This window comes from Geosporobacter ferrireducens (assembly GCF_001750685.1).
GTDB lineage: Bacteria > Bacillota > Clostridia > Peptostreptococcales > Thermotaleaceae > Geosporobacter > Geosporobacter ferrireducens.
The window spans coordinates 3,811,788-3,836,145 of sequence record NZ_CP017269.1 but is presented as its reverse complement, the minus strand read 5'-3'; the positions used below and the strand labels follow the sequence as shown (position 1 = coordinate 3,836,145).

The window sequence follows — 24,358 nt, the reverse complement described above, 5'->3', positions numbered from 1 at the left end:
TTTGATTTATTCTCCTTGTTCATCGACTTTTTTTAATCCTATATTCTGTTCGTGAATACAATTTTAGCAGTTTAGGCATGCTATTTATTAGATAACATTTAGGAGATAATGAAAAGGAGATGAAATCATGCAGTATGACCGTGCACAACAAATATTGAACTCTGAAAAAACGATTCCTGTATTTTATGAAGGCAAATCTATTTGGATAGAAAAATTAAATGCGCAAGACCAAACAGCCATAGTAACTTCAGACTCCGGTCAAACAACTGTTCCAGTGATAAAATTAGAAGAAGGACATCTGTCTTAAAGATTGTCTGTAATTTTATAGATTTACACTTCTAAAAATAAATGTACGTAGCGGAGGACCTAGTATCCTCCTGTCCATCAAGCGGACAGACACACAGGTCTGTCCCTACGACAAAAAATAAGTCATATTTAAAAGAATCACATAAATGAGAAAAGACACTGATCGACTCAGTGTTTTTTCTTATAGTTTATTAATCATACTAGCCATATATCCGGCTCCGAAACCATTGTCTATGTTCATTACAGATACCCCGCTGGCACAACTGTTCAGCATACACAAGAGTGCAGATAATCCATTAAAACTGGCACCATAACCTATGCTCGTAGGAACGGCCAACACAGGTTTGTCGACCAACCCGCCAACTACACTGGCCAATGCACCTTCCATGCCTGCCACGGCAATGATCACCCTTGCGCCTGTTATCCGTTCCAAATTTCCAAATAGTCTATGTATCCCAGCAACGCCCACATCGTAGACACGCTCAACCCGATTACCTAAAAACTCTGCAGTTACCGCAGCTTCCTCTGCTACTGGTATGTCGGAGGTTCCTCCCGTAACTACAGAAATATAGGTTTTAGGCAATTGGATTTTCTTACGCTCAATTGTAATAATTCTAGCAAGCTTATGATACACTGCGGTTTCACATACTTCTTTCACTGCTTCATATACTTCTGGGTTGGCTCTTGTCGCTAATATGTTGTTGCTTTTTTTGAGCATTTCTTCGATAATATACTGGATATGTTCCAGCTGTTTTCCTTCACAATAAATGACTTCCGGGTAGCCGTTTCGCAGTTCCCGATGATGATCAATTTTTGCGATTCCAATATCCTTATAAGGAAGCTCCTTTAATGCAGCCATTGCCTCCTCAACACTTAGCTTTCCCTCTTGCACATGTTCTAAAAGACTCTTTATTTCTTGCATAATAAAGCTTCACCCCTCTATCTCATCATTCATTTTTCCCATTCTATAACCTTCCAAATCTAAGGATGTGTATTGAAAACCTAAATCTCTAAACCTTTGATTGATTTGTTCCAGCTTTTCAAGATGAAGTATTTCAGGGAACTCTTCCTTGGCGATTTCTATACGTCCCATATTCCCATGCAATCTTACCCGTACTTGACGAAAACCCAAATCCATTAGATAAGACTCTGCATCATCAATCCTGCGTAAATCTTCTTCTTTGATTTCCTGTCCATAAGGAATTCTTGTCAGCAAACAGGCATAGGGCGGTTTATTCCAAGTACTTAATCCCATTGCCTCCGATAGTTTTCTTATATCCCCTTTGGTCATTCCTGCTTCCAGCAATGGACTTCTTACATTTAATTCTTTCAAGGCTTGCATACCAGGCCGATAATCTGCAGTATCATCCTGATTGGTTCCGTCGACTACCCATTTATATCCATTATTTACAGCATACTGCTGTATATCACCAAAAACCTCTTTCTTACAAAGATAACATCGATTGACTGGATTATTTCTCAGTGCTTCGTTTTCTAAGCGCTTAGGTAACATAATATGCTTGACACCCATTCGAGCTGCCAATTCCTTTGCTTCTGCTTCTTCCCATTTTGCATGAAAGGGTGAAGTAACCGTAATTGCAATAGCCCGGTCACCAAGCGTATCTTGTGCTGCTTTTAGCAGAAAAGTACTATCTACACCTCCGGAGAAAGCCACCACTACACTTTTCATTTCTTTAAGAATTTCAACCAATTGATCATATTTATTCTGCATATAAACTGCTCCCTCTCACTTCTTTACGTCAATTTTCAAATTTGATTAAGCGATTCGATCTTTATCAACAAAACTCTATAATGATTCTCTAAAATAATATTTATAATTCTATCATACATTTACGAGTTTTCAAGAAAAAAACTGCTAGCAATGTAAATATACCGTTAATCCCTTACCATGAAATTAAACGCCTTTTTGCCGTAATAAACATATTTAATTCTTTTTAAAATATAACATGTAAAATTCATCGAACTTCTTACTTTCTTCTTTCTGTTTACAATGTCTGTATTTCTTTTTTTAGAAAAATTGAAACTGGCCAAGAAAATTTTACTCCCTAACCAGCTTCTTTTTAGCTTTCTAACATCTTATATTATACCCTATGAAAGCTATTTTTTGGTGTCCTCTCAATCAAATAAGCCCGCAAAATATTGGCATTTTTGAAATCCTTTTTTCCTGCTCCAATACCCACTTTCTCGATGGTATAACTTTCAGGTAAATTTCTTGTTGTCACAATTGCCGCTGCAATTGCAGCCCCTGTTGGTGTAATCATTTCTCCTCTGTTTTCAGTAAGCCTGACTGTAAGTTTACTCTCCTGCAAAATATTCACAACTGCCGGAACAGGAACCGGCATCAGGCCATGCTGGCATTTCACATATCCATTTCCCTCAAACAACTCAGAGACAATGACTTCTTCAATCTCCAGATTATCTAAACAGATTGCTGTAGCAATAATGTCAACGATAGAATCAATTGCCCCTACTTCGTGAAAATGTACCTTCTCTACTTCGATCCCATGGGCTTTTGCCTCTGCCCAGGCTGCAATGTTAAATATTTTTCCAGACAGTTTTTTAGCCTCTTCTGTAAGATCTCCGGCGTCTATAATGTTGAAGATATCTTCAATATTTCTATGTTCATAAGAATGATGGTGCTCATGATCTTGCTCTTTTTCATGATGGTGGTGATGATGACCATCCTTTAAGATTACATCAAAATTAAAGGCGTCTATGCCACGTTTGCTTACTCTGCCCATTTTGATTTCAAAACCATCTACAGGAAGGCTTTCCAATCCTTTTAGTAACACCTCTTTATCTGCACCTAAATCCAATAATGCTGCAACAGTCATATCCCCGCTGATCCCTGAATAGCATTCCAAATACAATGTTTTTTTGCTCATCTTTTTCTACCACCAATCTGTTAATCTATTAATTATTACCATTTTATTAAACTAAACTAGTTTCCTTTTTCGTGTACTTTCACCAATCTTCAATTTTTTCAAGTAATATATTCAAACCATAAACATAGAAAGTTCTATCTAAAGATTGGTGTCCTATCGAAATCTGTGAGAAACTTGCATCCATTTTCTCTTACTAAAATTGTATCTGTAATTCTTGGCCCACCTGCTTTAGGCTTATACAGTGTAGGAAGTAAAACATCCACTACCATATTCGCTTCTATAATATGATCTATATTCTTTCCTAGAATAGGATAAAATTCTGACTGGCGAATTCCTACACCATAGCCAATATAATCTATAAACATTTTTCCATAACCTTGTTCCTCTATATATTTATATACATTACCATACACCTCTGCTGATTTTACTCCTGGTATCAAACTATCTATTGCTACTTTTTGAGCCTCAATTAAAGTTGTATATATCTTCAGGCTTTCTTCTCCTACATCTCCTAAAAAAACCGTTCTGCACATTTTAGCTGTATATCCCTTGTAAGATGCGCCTAGATGAATAACTACCGGCTGATTGTTCTCAATGAGATAATCTCCTGCATAGGGATGAACCAATTGTTGCCTGTCGTGACGAAGCACCTGCATCCTAAAGCTGGCTCCCTCTGATCCTGCTTTTTTCATCGCATAATCTGCTTCTGCCAAAATATCCGTTTCCTTTACATCCGGTTTTACGGCTTCTACTGCAGCCTTCATACCATAAGCTACAAATTCCGATGCCTTGGTTATGTATTCAATTTCTTTTTCTGTTTTAATCGATCTAATCTTATAGCAGGCTTGCCCAATATCTCCAACTTCAATTCCCGGAACGGCTTGCTGAAGACATTGAAAGTCTTTTAAGCTGATAAAGTATCTGGTAAAACCGATTTTCGGTTTGCTTATACCCATACCGGCTATATATTCAGCTGTTTTTTGGCTCACATTTTCCTGCGGGAAAATATAAGGCACTACATTCCTAATGCCACTTACTTCTTTCATATGCACGGCTTCTAACCACAAACAAAATAATGTAACCTCTCCATCAACTGGGATCACTAGAGATCCCCCTTCTAAATCCTCAACACCAGCAAAATAGATTAGATTCTCCCTGTCCATAATAATGGCCGCATCCAATCCCAAAGAACGAATTTCCTCTTGCAAGCTCCTTATCCGTTGGATAATCTGTTCTTTCATGGTCCTCCCCCTTCACTATCCACATATGGCATCTATCCTATTTTCATTCTGATTCTTGTAAAGATGATTCTTTTCTATATATTCATATACTTTTGAATGGAGCATATCCGATACATCTGCTCCCTGTTTTATTTTCATCCGTATCTCAGTAGAAGACACCGGCAAAATCTCTGCAGTGCATATCTTCGTTTTTGCTCCATAACTTTGCAGTTTCTTTTCCATAGCCATCAATCCTTCCATCTCTCCGTGATCTCGGGGAATGCTGCATATAGTGGCTATTTTTATAATCTCTTTAAACCCAATCCATTCTGAAAAGCACATAAACATATCAGAGCCTAAAAGCAAATAGAATTCACTTTCTTTTTCTCTTTCCAACAGCGCTTCTAAGGTTTTAAAAGTATAGTTCTTCCCTTGATTTCTAATTTCAATATCATCTGTCACTAGAACCGGATTTTCGTGACTTGCCAAAGAGCACATTTCATATCTTGCTTTAGCATCCAAGAGAAGATAATTCTTTTTATGGGGCGGTATATTGGTAGGTATAACCAAAACCTTGTCTAGTTCCAGCTGCTTTGAAAACTGCACCGCAGCATGGATATGCCCTTTATGAATAGGATTAAAGCTTCCTCCATATACACCGATTCGCTTCAATAAAATTCTCCTCTTCTATAGTATTTTAAAAATAGCAGGATGGATTTGCACATCATTCAAGCTGCCGTTTCAAATACATCCTGCTTCATATTCTTTAAAATTTATCTAGTTTTGCTCATCAAAATCTTTTCTTTCTGCCACTAGAGAAACAACAACACCTCCAACGAGTGCCCAGAAAGCTGAACCAATATGAATGATCGTAATACCGCTCATCGCAATAACCAATGCTGTGAAAGCACCCATTCTGAATTTATTCAATCCAAATCCTTCTTTGAAAGCATTCGTCAATACATTGATCATGGCAAGGCCAGCAAGGATATTAATCAGTGCAGATGGCAGAGTGGTTACAAATGCGATTGCAATACTGGCAATCAATCCGAAGCTGGCAAAAAGGATTCCGTTTAAGACCGTTGCTGCATATCGCCCTTCTTTTGCTCCTGATTCCTCAGATGAACAGATTGCGGTCATAGGTCCGGCAATATTGGCATTATGTGCCCCAAATAAACCTGAAACAATTCCTCCAATTCCACTAATAATCGTCATTGCATTTACAGGTGTTTTATAGCCTTGCGCAAAGAGCACCCCTATGGCCTGAGCATTCTCTGCACCGACTACTAAAGCTGCCAGCGGAACAGAAACAGAGAGGATTGTGCTTACATTGAAGCTTGGTACAACCAGTTGCGGCGCAATAAACGAGAATTCTGTTGTAGCAAAGTTTACTTGGCCTGTAACTACTGCTGTAATCAATCCAAGTATCATGCCGCCTAGAACCGGAGGGAATTTTTTCATCGCCTTTGGAATGAAAAAAAAGCCTATAAGCGTTGCAAACCCTATAATTGGTGCTGCCACCGTTGAATTGACGATATTGGTTCCAAAACGAACCATTGCACCGCCTATCATTCCCATTACAATGGGAAGCGGAAGCCATTTCATGACTTTTCCCATAAGCCCGGACAGTCCAAGCAGCAGGACAAGAAGACCCGCGATCATGAATGCTCCTGCTGCTTCATTAAAACTAAAACCTACTAATGCTGCACCCAGCATGGATGCTCCTGGAATTGAATAGGCGCCTGTAATAGGCATTTTATAGTATAATCCCATGATCAAACTGATCAATCCGCCAAAGACATAGATTCCAAAGAGCCAGGATACAGTTTGAGCTTCCGTATATCCAGCATCAGTTGCGGCTTTAATTGTAACCAAAGCTGGCCCCGTAACCCCAAAGATGGCCGCTACAACTCCAGTAGTAATTGTTTTGCTGTTAAGATGCTTTCTCAAGTCCTTTAAACCGGACTGAATGCCTGGGCCACTCTCAATAAGTGATGTGGTTTTTTTCTCTGCCATCTCCATAAAACTCACCCTCCTAATTATTTATGGTTTTTTCTAAGTTCATCCAGGATAGAAATATCCACACCTCTTTGCTTCAACCATTTAGGAAGCAATACATTGTCAACTTTTTCGCTGACAAGAGGTGCTTTTTCAATGAGTAATTTTGCCAGTGACTCGCTGACATTCATTCCTGCCATAGCACCGTCAAAGATGATTACCTTATCTGTTCCTGTGGTCCGATAAGCAAAGTTCATCGCTGCATCTAACGTCTTAACGGTTACGGCATAATCCATATATTTCATGTTTAGAGGATCTGTATCAAATAAATCAGCCTGTTTTTGACCGACCACTACTGTAGGCATATATTCGGAGAAGAAAGCAGATGGATAGCCCAACCAAGCATAATTATGGACACACATTTTAATTGCTGGATTGATTGGCGCAATTTCTTCCAGCATGGGCTTGCCGTTCTTGCCGTAGAAGGCTTCAGTATACCAAGTATAGGGCGGAAGCGGTGTTTCCATATCATAAAGGTCGGTATTGGCCCCTACAAAATTTGCGTATATGACGCCCGCTGAGAATACATAGGGTACCGGGCATGGAAAGTCAAGTACAGCAATACACTCATCGATTTCACCGAATAAGGTCATGATCTTTCCGTAGTGCTGGCATCCAATAAAGGTGGCTCTGTCATTTAATGCATATAGATCATTGTCAGAATCCACACCTATAATTCCATGAGGCCCTACGTCTAAAAAAGATGCAAAGGCAAACTTGCCCTGTACAAATTCAGATTCAAAAATCGCTCTTGCAACAAAATTGGCTGCACGAGGACCTAGGTTTTGATGATAAGTACTTCTTGTCTCGATACGCGCATAGGACATACCAAAGGGTTTCACTGCCTTATCAACCTGTCTGTGGAAATGCACTTCACGGACGTCGGTATGATGGGCATGGATGATCCAATCTGCATCATAGATTCTCTTTAATCCATAGAGAGTACCGATTTCGGTTTCGATGGCAATCCCCTCATCAACAGGTGCTAGTCCCATGGTTTTGCCATTATAATAAGTATCCAGGCCATAACGTACAATGTATTCCTCGGTTTCACGGAATCTCATACCAACCCCTGCGCGAAGACGTATATTTGTAGATCCTGTACGCTCTTCTACAACATCCTTTATCGCTTTAAGCAGTTCAGCATAAGGTTCACCGCCCAGGAGGGTAAATCCATGGTGGGAAGCAAGAACATTGACAGAGTGCTCAGGCTTGATCATGCTCATATCAACCTTCATTAGCGACTCTACCGCTGCTTTTCTTACATTTTGAATAGCATCTTCTCCTGCAGGATAAATTACCTCTGGAAGATCTGGAAACAAATCCTTCAATATAAGGGATACCATATTGGGCAGTTCAGCTGCACGTTTTGTAACAAGAGAAGGGTCAATACCATATTGGGATGCCTTTGCAGAAATTGGGATAATGGGTTTACGCATCATGTTTTTGTCCTCCTTTACCTTTACAACCTGTATGGGTTTTTACCACCCGATCCAGAAGCTCTTTATCTTCTTCAAAATAGAAACCCCTGCTATTATATTTTGCTTTTACTTCTTCTGGAATTGTCCATGCTGTTGCAGTTGTTCCATACCACTGCCAACCGCCTTCTACCGGTTTGAGCTGGTGTCCGCCAGCTTCCATCAGCCTAAGAACCGGCTGAATACATTCAATGGTACATCCCGTTCTAACACCGGTCATAGAAGAAACTACCTCGGGAGTCGTTGCTCCATTCAAAATAGCCGCCGCAACCTCTTCTGCCCTTGTTCCTACACAATAACAAATAATTTGCTCTGGATTTAGATTTGCTTTTTCACAAATTTCCCTGATTTTGTTTTGCTCGAACTTTGAAACATCCACCCCAACTTCAAGAGGCGTTTCCCTCTTCACCATTTCCACAGCATGAAAAGGGCAGCGCTGTTCACAATTTGCACAGGCCCGGCAGGCTTCATTCTTTACGACTGCTTTTTTGTCTACTACTGAAATGGCAAGGACAGGGCAAACCTTTTCACAGACTTTACAGCCTTTGCACTTTTCTTGGTCTACCTTCGCTAAAAGTGTTACTTTTTTCATAAAATAAATCCCCCTTTACTTTATTTTTTGCGCTGGTTGGATGTAGATTTACATGGTTGAAAGGCTTTCAGGGTCTGTTATACAATGCTATAGACAGCTCCTTGGCCTTCCACACCAGCAACCTAAATCGTCCCGCACAATAAATCACTTGATAATCATTCTCCGTGTTATCATCTTATTTTTTCTGAGACAAGGCAAATGCCACATCCACGATCATATCCTCTTGTCCCCCTACCATTTTTCGTTTACCTAGTTCCACAAGAATATCTCTTGGATTTAGATTAAACCTTTCCGCCGCTTTGTAGGTATGTAACAAGAAACTGGAGTACACACCTGCATATCCTAACATCAAAGGAGCTGTTTTAATTACCTGTGGTCTATACATAATCGGTTCAACAATATCCTCCGCAACATCCATTGCACCATAAATATCCATGCCTGTATTGTAGCCCATTCTATCCAGTACGGCGGATAAAACCTCAAGTTGTGTATTTCCTGCTCCTGCACCCAGTCCCCGGCAGCTTGCATCAATATAGGTTGCACCTTCCCCGACTGCAGCAATGGAGTTGGCCACCGCTAAACTAAGGTTGTTATGGGCGTGAAAGCCTATTGGAATATTGATCGAGTTCTTCAATAAGCTGATTCTAGCTCTAACATCATCGGGGGTCATATACCCTGCTGAATCCGCAATATTGATATAATCCGCACCGCTTTCAACAAAAATTCTGGCCTGCTCAACAATCTGCTCTGGGGTCCCCATATGGGCCATCATCAAAAAGCCTACTGCCATCATTCCTATTTTTTTTGCGTATTCAATATGCTGTATACCCACATCAGCTTCAGAATAGTGGGTTGCCACTCGAACGACTTCCGCTCCGTTCTCACGGCCTTCCTCTAAATCCTCAATTGTTCCAATACCAGGCAAGAGAAGAACAGCAAGCTTGGCACTACTCATTTTGTTTTTTGCAGCTTTAATTAGTTCCATTTCATGGGTTTTAGAAAATCCATAATTAATTGAAGATCCAGCAATTCCATCTCCGTGGCTGATTTCAATGATATCTACTCCTACTTTATCTAGTCCTCCTGCGATGGCTTCAGTTTGTTCTACCGTAAAACCATGGCTTACCGCATGACTGCCATCACGAAGGGTCGTATCGACAATGTTGATTTTTTGCTTGAACATTAGTTAAACCGCCTTTCCTAGCATTTTATGTGCTAATTTATCTGCTACTGCTACTGCAGCTGCATTGATAATATCAAGATTGCCGGAATATTTCGGCAGGAAGTCTCCTGCACCTTCAACTTCAATAATAACGGTAACCTTGTTTCCCTCTATAATTGGCGGTACACGGAGCTTGTATCCCGGCACATAAGCCTGCACCTGTTTTACAATATCCTTTACTGCATCAACGATTTTCTGTTCATCCGGATTTTTTACAATCGAGTAAATGGTATTGGACATCATTAAGGGAGGCTCAGCAGGATTTAATACGATAATTGCTTTCCCTCTATCCGCACCGCCTACTTTTTCTAAGGCGCTTGCGGTTGTCTGTGTAAATTCATCAATACTGGCTCTTGTACCAGGTCCTGCACTTTTGGAAGAAATACAGGAGACAATTTCCGTGTATTTGGAGTCAGCCACCTTGTTGATGGCATAAGTAATAGGAACGGTCGCTTGTCCCCCACAGGTTACCATGTTGAAATTATCTACATCAGATAATTGATCAAGGTTTACACAGGGCACTACATAAGGTCCTACAGCTGCCGGCGTCATATCAATGACAATTTTTCCCGCTTCTTTCAGAAGTGGTGCATGTATCTGATGGGCTTTGGCACTAGTTGCATCAAATACAATTTTCACCTCCGAATCCTTAAGAATTGCTTCAACACCTTCAATGGACGTTTTAAACCCCAGGCCTTCTGCCCTCTTGATTCCTTCTGATTCACTGATGCCTGTCATCATATACATTTGAAGATTTTCACTTCTCATAACCTTATACATAAGATCTGAACCGATATTTCCTGGACCAATGATACCTACTTTGATTTTTTCCATAAATCTGTCCCCTTTCAAAACCTCTGCGATAAACGGCGGTTTGTCTATTCAAATTTTACTGTTACACTACCCATGCCTTGAAAGCTCACTGTAAAAATATCGCCTGCTTTAGCCGCCTCGGCAGCCGTTACTGCTCCGGATAGAATGATATCTCCTTCTTTTAGCTCTATATCAAACTGGGAAAGTTTATTTGCAAGCCATGCAACAGCAGCAGCTGGATTGCCCCAAACTGCGGCACCTGTTCCAGTGCTTACAATCTCACCGTTCTTCTCCAAGTTCATTCCAACCAACCGCATATCTACATTACCGATTGGTGTCATCGTGCTGCCCAAAACCAGCTTTGCACTGGAACCGTTATCTGCAATTGTATCTACTAGCTTGATTTTCCAATCCTTGATACGGCTGTCTACAATTTCTATTGCAGGAACCACCCAACCAGTGGCATTATAAACATCTGCAATGGTCACTCCTGGCCCCTTTAATGTCTTTTTAAGGCAAAATGCCAGCTCTCCTTCAACCTTTGGCTGAATAAGTTCCTTCATTGGGCATTTATCCCCCTCTAATAGAAGCATTTTATCGGTAAGGTGCCCGTAATCAGGTTCATCTACCCCCAGGAGCTTTTGCATTGCCTTACTGGTCAAGCCTACCTTTACTCCAATGATTTTTTCACCTTCTGCAACCCGCTTCGCTACATTTTCAAGCTGAATTGCATAGGCATCCGCTATCGTCATATCCGGATTTGCCGTACTAATTGTTTCAATTTGATAAGCCTCTTTCTCTGCTTTATAAAGGTCTGCCGCTACTTTTTTACAATCCATTTTCATTCCTCCCACCTTATTTTATCTTTTCATTGCTTATCTACATGATGATGCTGATGCTTTATTTCATGATGAAATTTCTTTTTCATCAGTTTTTCTGCTAATGCAGCAGCTATCCGCTGTGCGATTTCAGCCTTGCCATGGCCGTTTTTTAAGCACTCTATTAAAATTTCAGAAGCAATTTGCACCTCATCATTTGGACCAGGCAAAGAAACAATATAGCTAGGCCCAATATTCCCAACGGCAATCCTCACACCATCCTTCACATGACGCCCTGTACCCTGCTTAAATTTCACTATGTAGGGCGTCGCCGCTTGAGGGTCAATCCTTAAAACCCCTTCTACGGTTTTATCCTTGTCCTCTGCACCTACCCCCCCTGTAGTAATGACAAGTCCGTATGCTCTAGATACCGCATCGGAAAGTTTGTACTCCATATCCTCCAGCGTGTCGTCAATGATATCTCCAACCGTTACCTTAAAGCCCTCTTGTTCTAAAAGCTTTTTTAGATAGGGAGTATTCGTATCCTCTATTAATTTTTGCTTTAACTCAAACCCTGTTGGAAAAATAATAGCACGTTTAGCAATTTTCTCTCTCATTTCATTGGCCATTGTAGCAATCGTGCTCATCATTTCCTTTGGATTCTCTGTTTCTAAACAAATCATTCCGAGAATACCATTGGAGTGAATATAGGTATCATCGCTAATGATAACTCCCTCTAATTTAGAGATTGCCTCTAATATAGCCCTTTCTTTCCCTATGATATTTTCCTCTAGAACCTCCTTCTCTAAAATATCTAGGGTAATATGCTGCGGCCGTACATCTACGACTAGCACCTTCTGCCTTTCAATCTCTAGAGTTTTAGCTACTATTTCTGCCAAATGCGTGAGATTGGCATTCTTTAAGGTTATATTATTGATCCATAATTCTGTTTTCTCCAGTAGATTTAATCCCATCTCCTCACCTCTCTACCAAATTTTCAAACTACATCGAGTCTTATATCCAGCAATAAAGCATCCACAATCTCTTTGCCTATATCAAGGACATCTATATCCAGCTCTGTAAATTCTTTGATTTTATCTATTTTAACGCCTCCAGCAAAGGCAATCTTTGCCTGTTTCCTTAGCCCCATTGCCTTGACAGTATTAGAGCAGCGAATTACGTCCTCTACATTTCCTGTATCTACCATCAACAGTCCACAACCGTTTTCCATCGCTTGCCTCGTTTCCTCTTCGATGGTAAACTGTTTTCCTTTAATCTGAACTACCTTGATAAAATCAGTAAACTCCTTTACCGTCTCCAAAGCGGCCGGAATAGACCCAAGCATTTTAATATAATTTTTATCCAAATAAATCATTTTGTTGCTGGTGATTCTAAAAGAGGCTCCCCCAGCAATAATTGCAGTTCTAACTCCATCCTTCATAGTAGGAGGCATTTTCTTCCAAGAGCCTGACACAATCTCAACTTTTCCATTAGCAAGCTCTACTGCCCTTTTTGCGGCTGTTGCAATCCCCGAAAACTTAGCCAAGTTACCAATGATCTTCTCTTCCGCCAATGCTATATTCTTGGGAGTAGCCGTTACCATTCCAATAGGTTTCTCCTTGGTAATCCAGTCCCCCTCCTTATTGTAAAGGGCAAGTTCTACTCCAATCTCTTCCGCTTGTTTTATTGCATCGGCAACCCCTGCAATGCAACCATCTCTTTCAGGTATTAGAACTGCTTGAAATTTCTGGTCAATAATGTTTTTAAAAATAACATCCCTGATATCCTTCATAATCTTCCTCCTTTTTCGTTATTAACGAACGTCGTTCGGTTATTGTATTAAATTTTTGGAGAAAATTTAATATTTTCCCCAAAGTGTAATATTTTCTATCGCTTATTTATTTGAATATCCCAATCTTTCTGAAATCTGCTGCACATAAGATTGAACATCCTTTGCAACCTCTTTCATAAACTCATCATTCATTTTTCTATAAGGTCCTGATACACTAATCGCTGCCACAGGATAACCTTTATGATTAAAAATAGGAGCAGCCACACATCTTAATCCAATTTCAATTTCCTCATCATCTATTGCATATCCTCTTTCTTTAATTATTTGCAACTCTTCAAGAAGTTTTTGAGGATTTATGATTGTGTTTTCAGTCATTTTATTGAGTGGCTTATTTAATACATAATTTTCTATATATTCAGTGTCTAAATAGGCAAGAATTGCTTTCCCTACACCGGTACAATGCATAGGTGCTCTTTTACCCACTTGAGAATAAGCAATCACAGAATCAGGAATGTCTACTTTATCAATATAAATAATTTCACCTTCATAATGAGCCGCCAGATGAATTGTATTTCTATATTTTTCAGCAAGTATTTCACAAAAAACTTTTGCTTCATTCCTTAAGTCCATACGTTTTTGAACTAAATTTCCAAATTCAAATAATTTGATACCCAAGCGATATTTTTTGCTTTGTTGACTTTGCTCTAAGTATCCTTTTACTACTAATGTATTTACCAAACCATAAACCGTACTTTTGCTCAACTCCATTGCATCAGCAATCTCAGAAATACCTAACTCTATCGTATTCCCGCTAAAGCACTGCAGTATCTCTAAAGCCCTTGCTACAGACTGAACAATAACACCTTTTGTCTTCTCCATTTTATATGCACCCTATCTATCTCTTGGCTGTTATTTTTATTCGAAGAATATATCTTATATTTGATTTTAATTGAGTATGCCTAAATTGTCAATATTTTTCTACAATACAGAATACTTTTCGTTCATGCCGAATGTTTTTGTGAATTTGATGCAGTTATCTTTTTTTCTGTAAATTTGTGGTTTTTATCAAAATACCCTCTAATACACCACCTGCAATATTTCTTGCCTTATCCGATATTTTATCGAGATATTCAATATTTCCTCTAGGATCAATATCGCCTATTTTCAGGCCTGCTTTCACAAATAAACCGTCATGGATCAATCCACGGATGATACCGTCAATTTCAGCCCGGAGTGGTTGGTTTCCTACAAAAGAAACCGCCTCCGAATACTGAACGAAATCCCCGATATTTTTCACATGTCGGATAAATCCCTCCACAGGCGCCCGAAGTACGCGTTCCTTCGTATACCCGCCTATATTCCCCGGAATCCCTGTATCAGCTTCAGCACCCCCCTCAAAATAGATTCTTCCCAGATTATGTCCTCTATTGGTTTCAATTACCATATCTACATCTACCCCTGCCCTAAATCCAGGGCCAAGACCAATAACGACAGCTGCATCGTTCTTCTTGGTTCCGATATTTTTCTTTGCAAGTACGGCATCCACTAAATAGGGGGCCTTTATGCGTTCCTGAATTTTACAGGAAGGATCAATGATAACCGGGATTTTTCCACTTTTCATAACCTGTATCATATCCTCAAAGGAATCTGCAGCTTCAGCACTAATACCTTCTACGGCCCATCGTTTTTCATAAATCGCATTGGCAAAGGATACCTGTCTTCGTACACAGGTAGGCTGCGGAATCTCTGTCATAATCACAGAAAAACCACACCGGAATAGCTTGTGTCCTACAGCCGTTGCTAAATCTCCTGCCCCTTTTATAATAACCAAGTCTTTTGCAACCATGCTCACAACTCCTAACGCTAACTGCCCTTTTTCATATATTTTAGTTTTCCACTATGTTTGATCAACTAAATTTCTACATTATTTAGAGGTAGATCCCTCAATCGTGGTAATTGTTAGTAACGCTGCTTTTTTATGGACTCTCACAGCATCAGTAATTTTTCCGAAAAACCGAAACTCCATATTTATCCTCTTCCAAAAGAACAATTTGGATAATGGCAGGATTCACATCTCCTGCACAGTCCCCCATTAGCAAGTCTAATAATATCTTCTTTACGAATCCTCTCTCCCACTGCTACCCTCGGATAGATCAGATCCAGTATGGTCACTTTTGCGTACATCCCACAGGCAGGTATCCCAATGACAGCTGTATCGTCATTCATATAAGCCATAAGAAACATCGCGCCAGGCAACACCGGAGAACCATATTTGATTACCTCTGCCACAGAGGCGATGGCTTTTGGCGTCACATCGTCAGCATCCACAGCCATACCCCCTGAGACGAGCACCACGTCACATACTGCCGCTGCCTCAAGAATTTTGTTCTTAATCATTTCCTCATCATCAGGAACATAACTTACATGAGCCACACTGCCGCCCAATTTTTCTACCTTTTCTGTCAGCACGGGACGAAATGCATCCTTGATCAAGCCTTTATACACTTCTGTCCCGGTAATAACCATTCCAGCCTTTAATGCTTTAAAAGGCAGTACCGATACGATTTCTCCAGCTTCTTTTCTAATCTTGCCAGCCTCTTTTAATATTTGTCCCTTCACTACCAAGGGTGTAACCTTTGTGCCAGCTATCATCTCGCCCTTACGCACAATGGTGTAATTGGATAAGGTAGATGCAACCACATCTTCTAAAGTATTTAATGCCATTAATGCATCCACGTTTACCTTTAGCAGTCCATCAGCTGCAGCAAACAAATTTACTCTACTCTCTGAAGGCTCTGATACTTCAACATTTTTTCCCGACAATATCTTACCCAGGAAAATCCCAGCCTCATCCTCATGGACATCATCAGGGTCCATATCAACTACTTGAAGATGATTTTTTCCCAGCCTTCTTAGTTTGTCTATGTCTTCACTTGTAATTTTGTGTCCTTTTTTAAAGGCCCTACCCTTTTTTTCTCCAGGTACAATTTCTGTGATATCATGACATAATATCGTTCCAATAGCATCTTCAACTTTTACTTTTTTACTTCTCACAGGATTACTCCTTTCATTCGCATTTCTTCATGCTTATACTTACTTTCTATACTCATAAATCATGGGTTTTTCGAAAGTATTTCCTATCAAAACTCCATCTAACTGCTCAGCAGCCTTCTCTAGCAATAAATCCGCAATCATTCTTGCCTGCTCTAATGTTGCTTCGGTTACCTTGTTCAAAAAAAGCACTTTTTTGATTTCCTTAGGAATCTTCGTAATTAATCCTTTGCTATGAAACAAAATATCTATTCTGTCCTGTAATGTATAAAATTTCTTGTTTGGAAAAAACCTTTGAAACAAATCGTAGCGATGCATCTTTTCTTCAATCCTGCAGCAAGTAAAAGCGTCCATTCCAGTTAAAATGACAACCCTATCCGTTTCTGGCGGCAGACAAGGTTCATTTTCTCTATAAATTTTAATAGATTGTCCCCGGCAACCGTCCGCCTCTATAAGCATGCAGTATCCTGGAAATTCCTGTAGAAGCGTATTAAACCACTTCACGGGAAACCCTAAGAGCTTACTCTCACCTGAATCTATAGCATATGCGGCTGTAACCAGTGAATCCCCTACGCTTTTAATCCCTTCTATCAATTCTTGTATATCGCTGCCAAGAATGAACTTCCTCTCCTTAGGTGGATATATCTTAGTAGTTGTTGTATGTATCACAGGCAGATTGAAATTCTCCGCTTCTGTTATAATCCCTTCGATTAAGGAGGTTTTTCCGCCGCATCCTACAAAAGCAGTCATTTGACCTTTTTTAAGCGGGAAAAAGTCAATAAATCTATGCAAAATTATATTTCACTTCCTTTTTTTTGACGTTCTTTCTCTTATTATATCTTTTTTTGATTGAAAATGAAATCTTCAATCAAAATTAATATAAAAAGAATAGGTCACAGATTCCCGTGACCTACTCTTTTTATATTAAACTAGAGGGGAGATGTTTTTGCAGCAACTAAGAAAATTCCTTACTTGCTCATCTTTTACAAGGCTATCAATACCCACACAGGAAATGGAAAGCAGATTGAACGGCTTTCCTAGCTCAATCATCCTATGAATCTCCTGATATAATTCATCCCCTTGGACATCCTTCAGCTTTACGGGACTATAGCGTAGATTGAGATGGATATCCGGAAGGTGTTTTCGAACATAGCCAATATCAGAAAATGCTCCAACCTCTGCAAATTTTAGGTTCTTTATATTCTTATATCCTTCTACCACATGCTCCATGGTTTGGCCGCAGTGGTGAATACCAAAGGAACCAAATGCTTCTGCCAGCAGTTGGTCATATTCTGCTAAAAAAGTGTTATAGGTATCCAGGGAAATCATCTCCACCGTACAATTGGATGTGAGGTACATATCCGGTACAGTTTGCTTAACGATCGCTGTTACCCCTGCAGACAGGTTGTTTGAATAACGCTTAAACCATCTGCCAATAGCGATCGACAGTTGTGTGCATAATCCCAATAGATGATGGGCTAGCTCTGGATTCAAATAATAATCCATTAACAAATTTTGTCCCCTTAGATCCATAGCAATATTTTGTATACCCATTAGATTCATATGGGTTTCAACAAACCCAAATTTCTCATAAAGATATTTTCCCTGTTCTTCAATATTCTTCCATAACTCAATTTTTTCAAGTTCCGGCAATCGTAAATTCATCACAGCTTCATCAGATAAATTTGTACAAATGACCTCCGGCGGATTTTCTTCTTGATACCGAACCTCACAGCCCATGATTTCTGAATGCAGAAATCCTGATGCAATCAAATCACTGCCTAATAAAGGCCTAGGCTGAGGTTTTTTTTCACCAAGTCCAAAATCCCCAAATTTCTCATGCAAAACCTTTCTCATCTGTATATCCGCTTCTATCCTATACTCCGGATCAGTAAAAAACTCTCTTTTGAAGGAAACACCTGCATGTTTATACCACCAAGAAGGGTGAAAGGTAACATCAAAAGGGATTTTCATCACAGCACCTCCATATTTAGTCTACGCATTGTTATAGTACAATGTATTCAGATTGCAACAGTAGACGGATATTCTCAGCAATAAAAGCTCCTTGCAGTGCTCTTATTTCTTCTCTATAATGAACATGATCGTAATAGAGCTGGTTACCCAATCCTATTGTATAGCCATATAAGTCTATAATGGGAATCTTATACTGTCCCATAATATTTTCTGCAATCTTATTGTACTGCTTTATATCTTCGTTGTATCTTCTAAAAGTTTTTTCATATTTTGCATGCTGTGCATCGTCCACAGGAGTCGTACTGATCCAGATTGTTTTTTTTGTTGAACAGCTGCAAAGTTCCATAATGTTTTCCAGGTTATTTCGATAAACCTCTTGAGGCACCTGTTTCTCTTTTGTATCTATGTTGGTTCTAATATCATGCAAGCCGCAATTTAACAGCAAGATGTCATAGTGAATTTTCATTTCAGTTTGCTCACGCAGATACTCTAAGACGCAGTTGCTATCTCCTCCATTCGCTCCTACCGGTTGATTCAAATCTATCAGTGCTTCTTCTCCACGCTTGCGGTCGTAATCAAACTGCTTTCCAAGGCATTCTCGAAGATATGGCCCGTATTCTATGGATATACTATCCCCTAAAACAAATATTTTTCTTTTCATTCCACATTCACTCCATTAATCCTAAATGATCTTCTGGCTAGCGGCATATTTCATGAATTCTCTCATAAGCTTTTTCCTGTTCTTCCGGTGTATCACAGTAGGTAGCAACGATTAGCTTCATATCCGGCCGCCATAATTTTTTTACTTGTTCTGCCACTCGCTCTGCATTTCCAACAATTCGTGCATTGAGTACAGCGCCTGTACCTTTGTATGCTTCACTAAACAGGTCCGGTAAATTGGCATCTGGATCTGTCTCTTGAGAAAAAGCACCATCCGCCATCACTAAGTTTTTATAATTCTTAACTACCGGTATTTTTCTTGTCCAGTTTCCACAGGAATGAAAAGCTGTTCCTCCAAAATTCGCTCCTACTTGCTCTGCATAAGGTAGAGCAAATTCTTCATAAATAGCATCGGAGAGCATCAACATGATATCGTCACTCATACCCAATCCCTGAAAAGCGCGGCTGCTGGAAAAACCATGGCCTGGGCTTGCTAAAGCATCCCCAATATAGGTATGCTGCTTTTTTGTGAAATCTATCAGAAGCTTTGTAATAATCCCAAACAATTCTTTTACCCCCTCAGGATTATCATAGATTTCTAAAAAAAAGCTGTTGATATCCACTAGGGCTGAAGCAATATTCAGTGGTGACTGGGTATCTGTAAAGGACATGGGGATTTTTCCCTTTGTCTTATCCAAAAAGTATTCGATCATCTCCAAGGTATGTCTGCCGATTTCAGTTTCTTCCACTGGCTTTTGTTCAGCCTGGAGTACTTCTTCTATGCTTTTAAAGGGTGTTCTGGTAGCAGGTGCTTGATTATCATGCCATTCATAGTTTAATCCAAAAGCACTAACAACCGTACCAATCCCATACCAAGGTTCAAGAAAGTTCGGTATATCTGCCTTATATTTCATACTTTCCTGCAAAGCTGCCAATTGCAGAGCTAGCGATGTTTTCAGATCTTTACTGCCATAAGAAAACACTTCCGGTACTCTAAATCGTCGATATACTGCAACCCCATTCTTTTTCTCCCAAAATATGCGGCACTTATCTAATAGGTCAGCTTCATAGGCACAATATCCCTCAATATCAAACTGCTCTGGTGCTATAGGTGCTACATAAGTACCTTGGGCATCAGCGATTTTATAGTTAAATGTTTTTTCTTGCACGTAGAGTCCTCCTTTATTAAATTCCAGTCCTATAGATGTGTGATTTAAAAGTCTGGTATTCTGCGGAACGGTGAGGGCACCATTCCCTAAGTAAACCTAGAACAGAGATGCAGGGATCGACTTCCTCGTCGATCCGCATACAAATTAAAATTCTCAATCACACCTCTATATAATACATGACTATTACAGTCATATAATCAATAGCAATTATGTTATTCGTATTTTCCTTCACGGATAGCCACTTCAATGGCTTTTTTGATATTTTCAATGGGTGTGTTTTTTTCCAAAAAATCAGAAGCAGCAAAAATGTATCTTCCCCCAGGCTTGCCGATCGCCATCATATCCACTACACTTCGTTCAACTTCTGCCAGCGAGGCCTGTTTTAGGAAATTTACTTGATCAAGATTCCCTGCTAATGTAATTCGATTGCCGACTAATTTTTTTGCTTCCCGCAGCGTATTATCTCCCACTGGTGCTTCTGCTACTGTTTCCCAAACATCCAATCCCATTTCAACATAGCTTTCCTGCAGGATTTTCGCTTTACCACAATTATGGTACAATGTATAGGTTCCGTTTTCCTTTATGGCTGAGACAAGTCTCTTTTCATAAGGCAGTATGTATTCATTAAAGAATTGATCTCCTACCATGGCAGAATTGGCAATGTTCCCCTGAAGTCCAATACAATCTAAGGCAGTGTCTGCCAGGGCGCGATTGTATTCTACCATCAATTCTGTAAGCTTTTCCATATAGGCTTCGTAAAAATCTCTATTAATGTAGGCGTCCATCAATAAGTTTTGCACATCCCGGTACCCTGCCGCTTGATTGAAAACCCCAGACCATCCCCAGGGTGAAGCCATCCCTTGTTCTCCTAGAAGTTTTTGTATATATTCTCCATACGCCTTCATTGCAGTAATTGTTTCCTGATCAATGGCGGGTACATATTGTGAAAAAATTTCAAAGTCTCTTTCATCCTTGATCAAATATTCATGGGTAGCCATGTGTACACCTGCACCGGTTTTTTCATTATAGGGACCTACCTCGACTTGTTTTAAAATCCCTTTCGGTGTTGTGATCTCAGTAATATGCAGTATATTGTTCCCATCTCTTTGATACTTATGGTTCAAATCCCAGTTTAGGAAACTTTTCTTCATAAAGTGCGGATGTTCAAATTCACGTCCTCTGGGCATAATATCCAGTCCTAGCTCAATTCCACAGGCAACTGCATCCTTTACACGATCTACCTTATCCTTGTCTGGGTAATAATAGGACAAAAACTCCTCTTGTAAAAAGAAGCTAACGGGTACACGATCAGGTATTTCTCCGCTTATGGTACTGAGTATTCTCTCTCTTCCAGTCATTTTATTTCTCCTCTCTTAATATTGAAGTATCTTCTGAAAAGTTAATTGCGCATCAATTTGGGAACGAATAGAACGACCTCTGGAATATACGTAATAATTAACAGCACGATTACCATTACAACGTAGAAAGGGATCATAGCCCTAGCTAACTTTTCAATTTTAATACCTGCAATAGCACTTCCGATGAAAAGTGTACTTCCTACCGGCGGAGTGATCAGTCCAACACCCAGATTGAGAATCATCATTACGCCAAAATGAACGGGATCTAAACCAATCTGCATAGCAATCGGGTATAAGATCGGTGTTACAATCAGTATAATCGATGCCATGTCCATGATCATGCCTAAGAAGAGCAGTAAAACATTAATAATCAGCATCAGCACATACTTATTGCTTGAAATCGCTAATATCTTACTTGTAATAAAGGCAGGAATCTTCAAATAGGCAATCAGCCATCCAAAGGCGCTGGCACAACCTACCAAAATCATAACAATGGAAAGGGTTTTTATGCTTCTGCCCAGCATACCGCTAAATTCAGACAGCGGTACTTCACGATAAATAAAGAAAGTGACAATAAAGGAATACACTACTGCAATGGCAGCTGATTCTGTTGCCGTAAATATACCGGATATTACACCGCCAACAACGATGAACACTGTCCCTAAACCAAGACTGGCACTTAAGGTTGTTTTCAAAGCAGCTCTCAAATTAAATTTTTCACCGATTGGATAGTTGCGGATTGTGGATATGATATAGCAGTAAATCATCAGTGCAACGCCTAAAAGTACTCCGGGAACTAAGCCGCCCATGAAAAGCTCACCAATAGAAACCCCTCCAACTACCATGGCATAAAGTACCATATTATGACTTGGAGGTATCAAAATACCTTGCACTGAACTGGTCATGGTAACAGCGGTAGAGAATTCACCGTCATAACCGGCATCTTTCATCATCGGGATCATAACGGATCCAATAGAAGACGTATCTGCAGCCGATGACCCAGATATACCGCCAAAGAACATACTTGCAACAATGTTTACCATGGCAAGACCACCCCTAAGCCATCCCACCAATGCATTGGATAACTCGATTAGTCGTCTGGAGATTCCTCCAGTTCCCATAATTTCTCCTGCAAGGATGAAAAAAGGTACCGCCATGAGTGCATATACATTGATTCCTTTTACCAGGTTCTGTGCAACGGTCATCAACGGTATACCGATATACGTAGTGGTGATCACCGAGGCAACGCCTATAGCAATGGCAATCGGTGTACCGAAAAAAATCAGCCCGAACATAACGCCTAGTAGAATAGCAACAGCCGTTGGATCTGTAATCATATCATCTTCCTCACTTTCCCTAACAATGCAATTACCATAAATACTCCTGCAACCGGTACTGCGCCGAATAGCCATGATGTGCGGATATATAATCCAGGCAAAACACTCATAGATGCTAATACAGATACCTTATATCCTTGAATAATCATAAAGATTGAAAAAACAAAAATAATTAAATAGTTAACCTTTTCCAAAACTTTCAATCCTTTTTCCGGAAGGATCATATCGATAATATTCATACGAATATGGGCATCATCTCTTATTGCTATTGCTGTACTTAATAGGGAATACCACACCATCAGCAGGAGTACTGTCGGCTCACCCCATGCAGGTGTCTTATTTAAAATAAATCTTCCATATACTACATAGGATACAACGATTACTTGTATGAGCAATAATAGTTTACATAAGTTATGTAAAGCTTTATTTATTTTTTCAGCAATTTTATTCAGCATCCTGCACCTCCTCAGTTTAAATTCTTTTTTATTTATTCATCCTGGAAAAACTTCTGGGACCAAACCGATAGGTGGTCATTGGCCCCAGAATTCTATCAATTCTATTTTGTATTCTGAATGCGTTCGATTACACTCAGATATTCTTTACCATATTTTTCATATAGCGGCTTTACAGCATCTACCCATTCTTGTTGATTTTCAACTTCTAAGATCTTTACGCCTGCAGCTTTCATATCCGCTATCGCTTCTTCGTCTTTTTGTGAGGAAAGATTACGCATGAATTTTTCGCTTTCTCTAAATGCATCACTTAACAATTTTTGATCTTCAGTACTTAGCTTATTCCAAGTTAACTCAGAGAATATGATTACACTTGGTGCTAGCTCATGTCCATCTATTGTATAGTTTGGTGCTACTTCAAAAAACTTATTGGTATGATATCCTGTTAACGGATTCTCTGCACCATCCACTACACCTGTTTGCAATGCACTATACAATTCCGAATAAGCGATTGGTGTTGGTGATGCTCCAAAAGCCTGTACTACGTCCAAGTACATCTGACTTTCAGGTACTCTAATTTTGAGACCTTTCATATCACTAATTTTTGTAACTTCCTTTTTTGTGAAAAAGAAGTTTCTTGGACTTTCTGCATAATATCCGAATCCGGTCATCTTCGTACCAGAATTATCTACAAGCTTTAGGAACTCCTCGCCAATCGGTCCGTTTAAAACATCCCAACAATGATCCACATCTCTGAATAAATAAGGCAGATGATATACGTTCATTTGCTTCATCCCTAAGTCTGCTAAAAAGGAAGGGTTTGTTCTGTAGATATCGAGAGCACCCATTTGAAGTGATTGAATCATTGTCTGTTGATCGCCTAATTGACCGGAAGGGAATACTTCTACTTCTATACGACCTTCACTCTTTTCTTTAACGACCCTTGCAAACTCCCGAATTGCAATGGTCATAACATGAGTATCAGGATTCAACTCACCAAATTTTAAAATGATCTTTTCCTGTGGTACTTCTGGTGCTGCTTCTGGTGCTGCTGGTTTTTGACCAGCACATCCTGCCAGTGAAAAAACTAGTGTCAAAATCAATAATAACGAAGTCATTTTGAAAACGTTTTTTCTTTGCATAAAACTTCCC

General features: G+C 39.7%; 25 protein-coding genes. 1 reads left to right on the top strand and 24 read right to left on the bottom strand.

Translation table 11 applies throughout. The features are described from left to right. Positions 1-127 precede the first annotated feature (127 nt). Complete coding sequence (locus Gferi_RS18025; protein WP_069978952.1) at positions 128-307, top strand: H-type small acid-soluble spore protein; 180 nt, start codon at positions 128-130, stop codon at positions 305-307. A 180-nt stretch (positions 308-487) separates the two neighbouring features. On the opposite strand, the gene larB is transcribed toward Gferi_RS18025, so the two are convergent. From larB to Gferi_RS17905, 24 genes are all read right to left on the bottom strand, one after another. Beyond that, positions 488-1,165, bottom strand: a complete 678-nt coding sequence (gene larB, locus Gferi_RS18020; protein WP_456297979.1) for a nickel pincer cofactor biosynthesis protein LarB — start codon at positions 1,163-1,165, stop codon at positions 488-490. Positions 1,166-1,237: 72 nt separating this feature from the next. Further along, complete coding sequence (gene larE / locus Gferi_RS18015) at positions 1,238-2,038, bottom strand: ATP-dependent sacrificial sulfur transferase LarE (protein ID WP_069978948.1); 801 nt, start codon at positions 2,036-2,038, stop codon at positions 1,238-1,240. A 370-nt stretch (positions 2,039-2,408) separates the two neighbouring features. Continuing rightward, positions 2,409-3,212 carry a nickel pincer cofactor biosynthesis protein LarC gene (gene larC, locus Gferi_RS18010; protein WP_069978946.1) on the bottom strand — a complete coding sequence of 268 codons (804 nt, stop codon included), beginning with the start codon at positions 3,210-3,212 and terminating at the stop codon, positions 2,409-2,411. 134 nt (positions 3,213-3,346) lie between these two features. Continuing rightward, a complete protein-coding gene (locus Gferi_RS18005) occupies positions 3,347-4,453 on the bottom strand; it encodes a M24 family metallopeptidase (protein WP_069978944.1) in 1,107 nt (368 codons plus the stop codon). A gap of 15 nt (positions 4,454-4,468) precedes the next feature. Next, entirely contained in the window at positions 4,469-5,104 is a 636-nt protein-coding gene (gene nadD / locus Gferi_RS18000; protein WP_069978942.1) for a nicotinate-nucleotide adenylyltransferase, read from the bottom strand. Between the two features lie 105 nt (positions 5,105-5,209). Beyond that, entirely contained in the window at positions 5,210-6,454 is a 1,245-nt protein-coding gene (locus Gferi_RS17995) for a benzoate/H(+) symporter BenE family transporter (protein WP_069978940.1), read from the bottom strand. Between the two features lie 17 nt (positions 6,455-6,471). Further along, the gene (locus Gferi_RS17990; RefSeq protein WP_330389381.1) at positions 6,472-7,932 is read right to left on the bottom strand and encodes a hypothetical protein; all 1,461 of its coding nucleotides are present in this window, start codon (positions 7,930-7,932) and stop codon (positions 6,472-6,474) included. Beyond that, on the bottom strand, positions 7,922-8,560 hold the full coding sequence (locus Gferi_RS17985) for a (2Fe-2S)-binding protein (protein WP_069978938.1): 639 nt from the start codon (positions 8,558-8,560) through the stop codon (positions 7,922-7,924). Before Gferi_RS17985 ends, Gferi_RS17990 begins: the two co-directional genes overlap by 11 nt. Before the next feature lie 175 nt (positions 8,561-8,735). Further along, positions 8,736-9,743 (bottom strand): 4-hydroxy-2-oxovalerate aldolase, encoded by a 1,008-nt coding sequence (gene dmpG, locus Gferi_RS17980; RefSeq protein WP_069978936.1) that lies wholly within the window; start codon positions 9,741-9,743, stop codon positions 8,736-8,738. A 3-nt stretch (positions 9,744-9,746) separates the two neighbouring features. Continuing rightward, positions 9,747-10,616, bottom strand: coding sequence for an acetaldehyde dehydrogenase (acetylating) (locus Gferi_RS17975; RefSeq protein WP_069978934.1), 870 nt, complete (start codon positions 10,614-10,616; stop codon positions 9,747-9,749). A 44-nt stretch (positions 10,617-10,660) separates the two neighbouring features. Then, a complete protein-coding gene (locus Gferi_RS17970) occupies positions 10,661-11,434 on the bottom strand; it encodes a 2-keto-4-pentenoate hydratase (protein WP_069978933.1) in 774 nt (257 codons plus the stop codon). Positions 11,435-11,463: 29 nt separating this feature from the next. Continuing rightward, a complete protein-coding gene (locus Gferi_RS17965) occupies positions 11,464-12,387 on the bottom strand; it encodes a molybdopterin-binding protein (protein WP_069978931.1) in 924 nt (307 codons plus the stop codon). A 23-nt stretch (positions 12,388-12,410) separates the two neighbouring features. After that, entirely contained in the window at positions 12,411-13,205 is a 795-nt protein-coding gene (locus Gferi_RS17960) for a quinolinate phosphoribosyl transferase (protein ID WP_069978929.1), read from the bottom strand. Positions 13,206-13,307: 102 nt separating this feature from the next. Then, a complete protein-coding gene (locus Gferi_RS17955) occupies positions 13,308-14,084 on the bottom strand; it encodes an IclR family transcriptional regulator (protein ID WP_069978926.1) in 777 nt (258 codons plus the stop codon). 154 nt (positions 14,085-14,238) lie between these two features. After that, positions 14,239-15,051: a selenium-dependent molybdenum cofactor biosynthesis protein YqeB gene (gene yqeB, locus Gferi_RS17950; protein ID WP_069978925.1), complete on the bottom strand. Its 813-nt coding sequence runs from the start codon at positions 15,049-15,051 to the stop codon at positions 14,239-14,241. A 182-nt stretch (positions 15,052-15,233) separates the two neighbouring features. Further along, the gene (locus tag Gferi_RS17945) at positions 15,234-16,259 is read right to left on the bottom strand and encodes a molybdopterin-binding protein (protein ID WP_069978923.1); all 1,026 of its coding nucleotides are present in this window, start codon (positions 16,257-16,259) and stop codon (positions 15,234-15,236) included. A gap of 39 nt (positions 16,260-16,298) precedes the next feature. Further along, entirely contained in the window at positions 16,299-17,048 is a 750-nt protein-coding gene (gene yqeC / locus Gferi_RS17940; protein ID WP_069978921.1) for a selenium cofactor biosynthesis protein YqeC, read from the bottom strand. A gap of 132 nt (positions 17,049-17,180) precedes the next feature. Continuing rightward, complete coding sequence (locus Gferi_RS17935; RefSeq protein ID WP_069978919.1) at positions 17,181-18,230, bottom strand: uroporphyrinogen decarboxylase/cobalamine-independent methonine synthase family protein; 1,050 nt, start codon at positions 18,228-18,230, stop codon at positions 17,181-17,183. 31 nt (positions 18,231-18,261) lie between these two features. Beyond that, entirely contained in the window at positions 18,262-18,891 is a 630-nt protein-coding gene (locus Gferi_RS17930) for an SGNH/GDSL hydrolase family protein (protein WP_069978917.1), read from the bottom strand. 37 nt (positions 18,892-18,928) lie between these two features. Continuing rightward, positions 18,929-20,059 carry a uroporphyrinogen decarboxylase family protein gene (locus Gferi_RS17925; protein WP_069978915.1) on the bottom strand — a complete coding sequence of 377 codons (1,131 nt, stop codon included), beginning with the start codon at positions 20,057-20,059 and terminating at the stop codon, positions 18,929-18,931. 212 nt (positions 20,060-20,271) lie between these two features. Continuing rightward, positions 20,272-21,417 (bottom strand): uroporphyrinogen decarboxylase family protein, encoded by a 1,146-nt coding sequence (locus Gferi_RS17920; protein WP_069978913.1) that lies wholly within the window; start codon positions 21,415-21,417, stop codon positions 20,272-20,274. A 41-nt stretch (positions 21,418-21,458) separates the two neighbouring features. Next, positions 21,459-22,754 (bottom strand): TRAP transporter large permease, encoded by a 1,296-nt coding sequence (locus tag Gferi_RS17915; RefSeq protein WP_069978912.1) that lies wholly within the window; start codon positions 22,752-22,754, stop codon positions 21,459-21,461. Next, positions 22,751-23,209 (bottom strand): TRAP transporter small permease, encoded by a 459-nt coding sequence (locus Gferi_RS17910; protein ID WP_069978910.1) that lies wholly within the window; start codon positions 23,207-23,209, stop codon positions 22,751-22,753. Before Gferi_RS17910 ends, Gferi_RS17915 begins: the two co-directional genes overlap by 4 nt. A 101-nt stretch (positions 23,210-23,310) precedes the next feature. After that, positions 23,311-24,348, bottom strand: coding sequence for a TRAP transporter substrate-binding protein (locus Gferi_RS17905; RefSeq protein WP_069978908.1), 1,038 nt, complete (start codon positions 24,346-24,348; stop codon positions 23,311-23,313). Between the last annotated feature and the right edge of the window lie 10 nt (positions 24,349-24,358).

Coding starts and splice junctions, on each gene's coding strand:
- Gferi_RS18025 (WP_069978952.1), top strand. CDS start 128: ATGCAGTATGACCGTGCACAACAAATATTGAACTCTGAAAAAACGATT.
- Gferi_RS18005 (WP_069978944.1), bottom strand. CDS start 4,453: ATGAAAGAACAGATTATCCAACGGATAAGGAGCTTGCAAGAGGAAATT.
- larC (WP_069978946.1), bottom strand. CDS start 3,212: ATGAGCAAAAAAACATTGTATTTGGAATGCTATTCAGGGATCAGCGGG.
- larB (WP_456297979.1), bottom strand. CDS start 1,165: ATGGCTGCATTAAAGGAGCTTCCTTATAAGGATATTGGAATCGCAAAA.
- Gferi_RS17985 (WP_069978938.1), bottom strand. CDS start 8,560: ATGAAAAAAGTAACACTTTTAGCGAAGGTAGACCAAGAAAAGTGCAAA.
- Gferi_RS17970 (WP_069978933.1), bottom strand. CDS start 11,434: ATGGATTGTAAAAAAGTAGCGGCAGACCTTTATAAAGCAGAGAAAGAG.
- Gferi_RS17965 (WP_069978931.1), bottom strand. CDS start 12,387: ATGGGATTAAATCTACTGGAGAAAACAGAATTATGGATCAATAATATA.
- Gferi_RS17930 (WP_069978917.1), bottom strand. CDS start 18,891: ATGAAAAGAAAAATATTTGTTTTAGGGGATAGTATATCCATAGAATAC.
- Gferi_RS17910 (WP_069978910.1), bottom strand. CDS start 23,209: ATGCTGAATAAAATTGCTGAAAAAATAAATAAAGCTTTACATAACTTA.
- Gferi_RS17955 (WP_069978926.1), bottom strand. CDS start 14,084: ATGGAGAAGACAAAAGGTGTTATTGTTCAGTCTGTAGCAAGGGCTTTA.
- Gferi_RS17990 (WP_330389381.1), bottom strand. CDS start 7,932: ATGATGCGTAAACCCATTATCCCAATTTCTGCAAAGGCATCCCAATAT.
- dmpG (WP_069978936.1), bottom strand. CDS start 9,743: ATGTTCAAGCAAAAAATCAACATTGTCGATACGACCCTTCGTGATGGC.
- Gferi_RS17975 (WP_069978934.1), bottom strand. CDS start 10,616: ATGGAAAAAATCAAAGTAGGTATCATTGGTCCAGGAAATATCGGTTCA.
- Gferi_RS17915 (WP_069978912.1), bottom strand. CDS start 22,754: ATGATTACAGATCCAACGGCTGTTGCTATTCTACTAGGCGTTATGTTC.
- Gferi_RS17935 (WP_069978919.1), bottom strand. CDS start 18,230: ATGAAAATCCCTTTTGATGTTACCTTTCACCCTTCTTGGTGGTATAAA.
- Gferi_RS17960 (WP_069978929.1), bottom strand. CDS start 13,205: ATGAAGGATATCAGGGATGTTATTTTTAAAAACATTATTGACCAGAAA.
- Gferi_RS17920 (WP_069978913.1), bottom strand. CDS start 21,417: ATGACTGGAAGAGAGAGAATACTCAGTACCATAAGCGGAGAAATACCT.
- yqeB (WP_069978925.1), bottom strand. CDS start 15,051: ATGGTTGCAAAAGACTTGGTTATTATAAAAGGGGCAGGAGATTTAGCA.
- Gferi_RS17905 (WP_069978908.1), bottom strand. CDS start 24,348: ATGCAAAGAAAAAACGTTTTCAAAATGACTTCGTTATTATTGATTTTG.
- larE (WP_069978948.1), bottom strand. CDS start 2,038: ATGCAGAATAAATATGATCAATTGGTTGAAATTCTTAAAGAAATGAAA.
- Gferi_RS17995 (WP_069978940.1), bottom strand. CDS start 6,454: ATGGAGATGGCAGAGAAAAAAACCACATCACTTATTGAGAGTGGCCCA.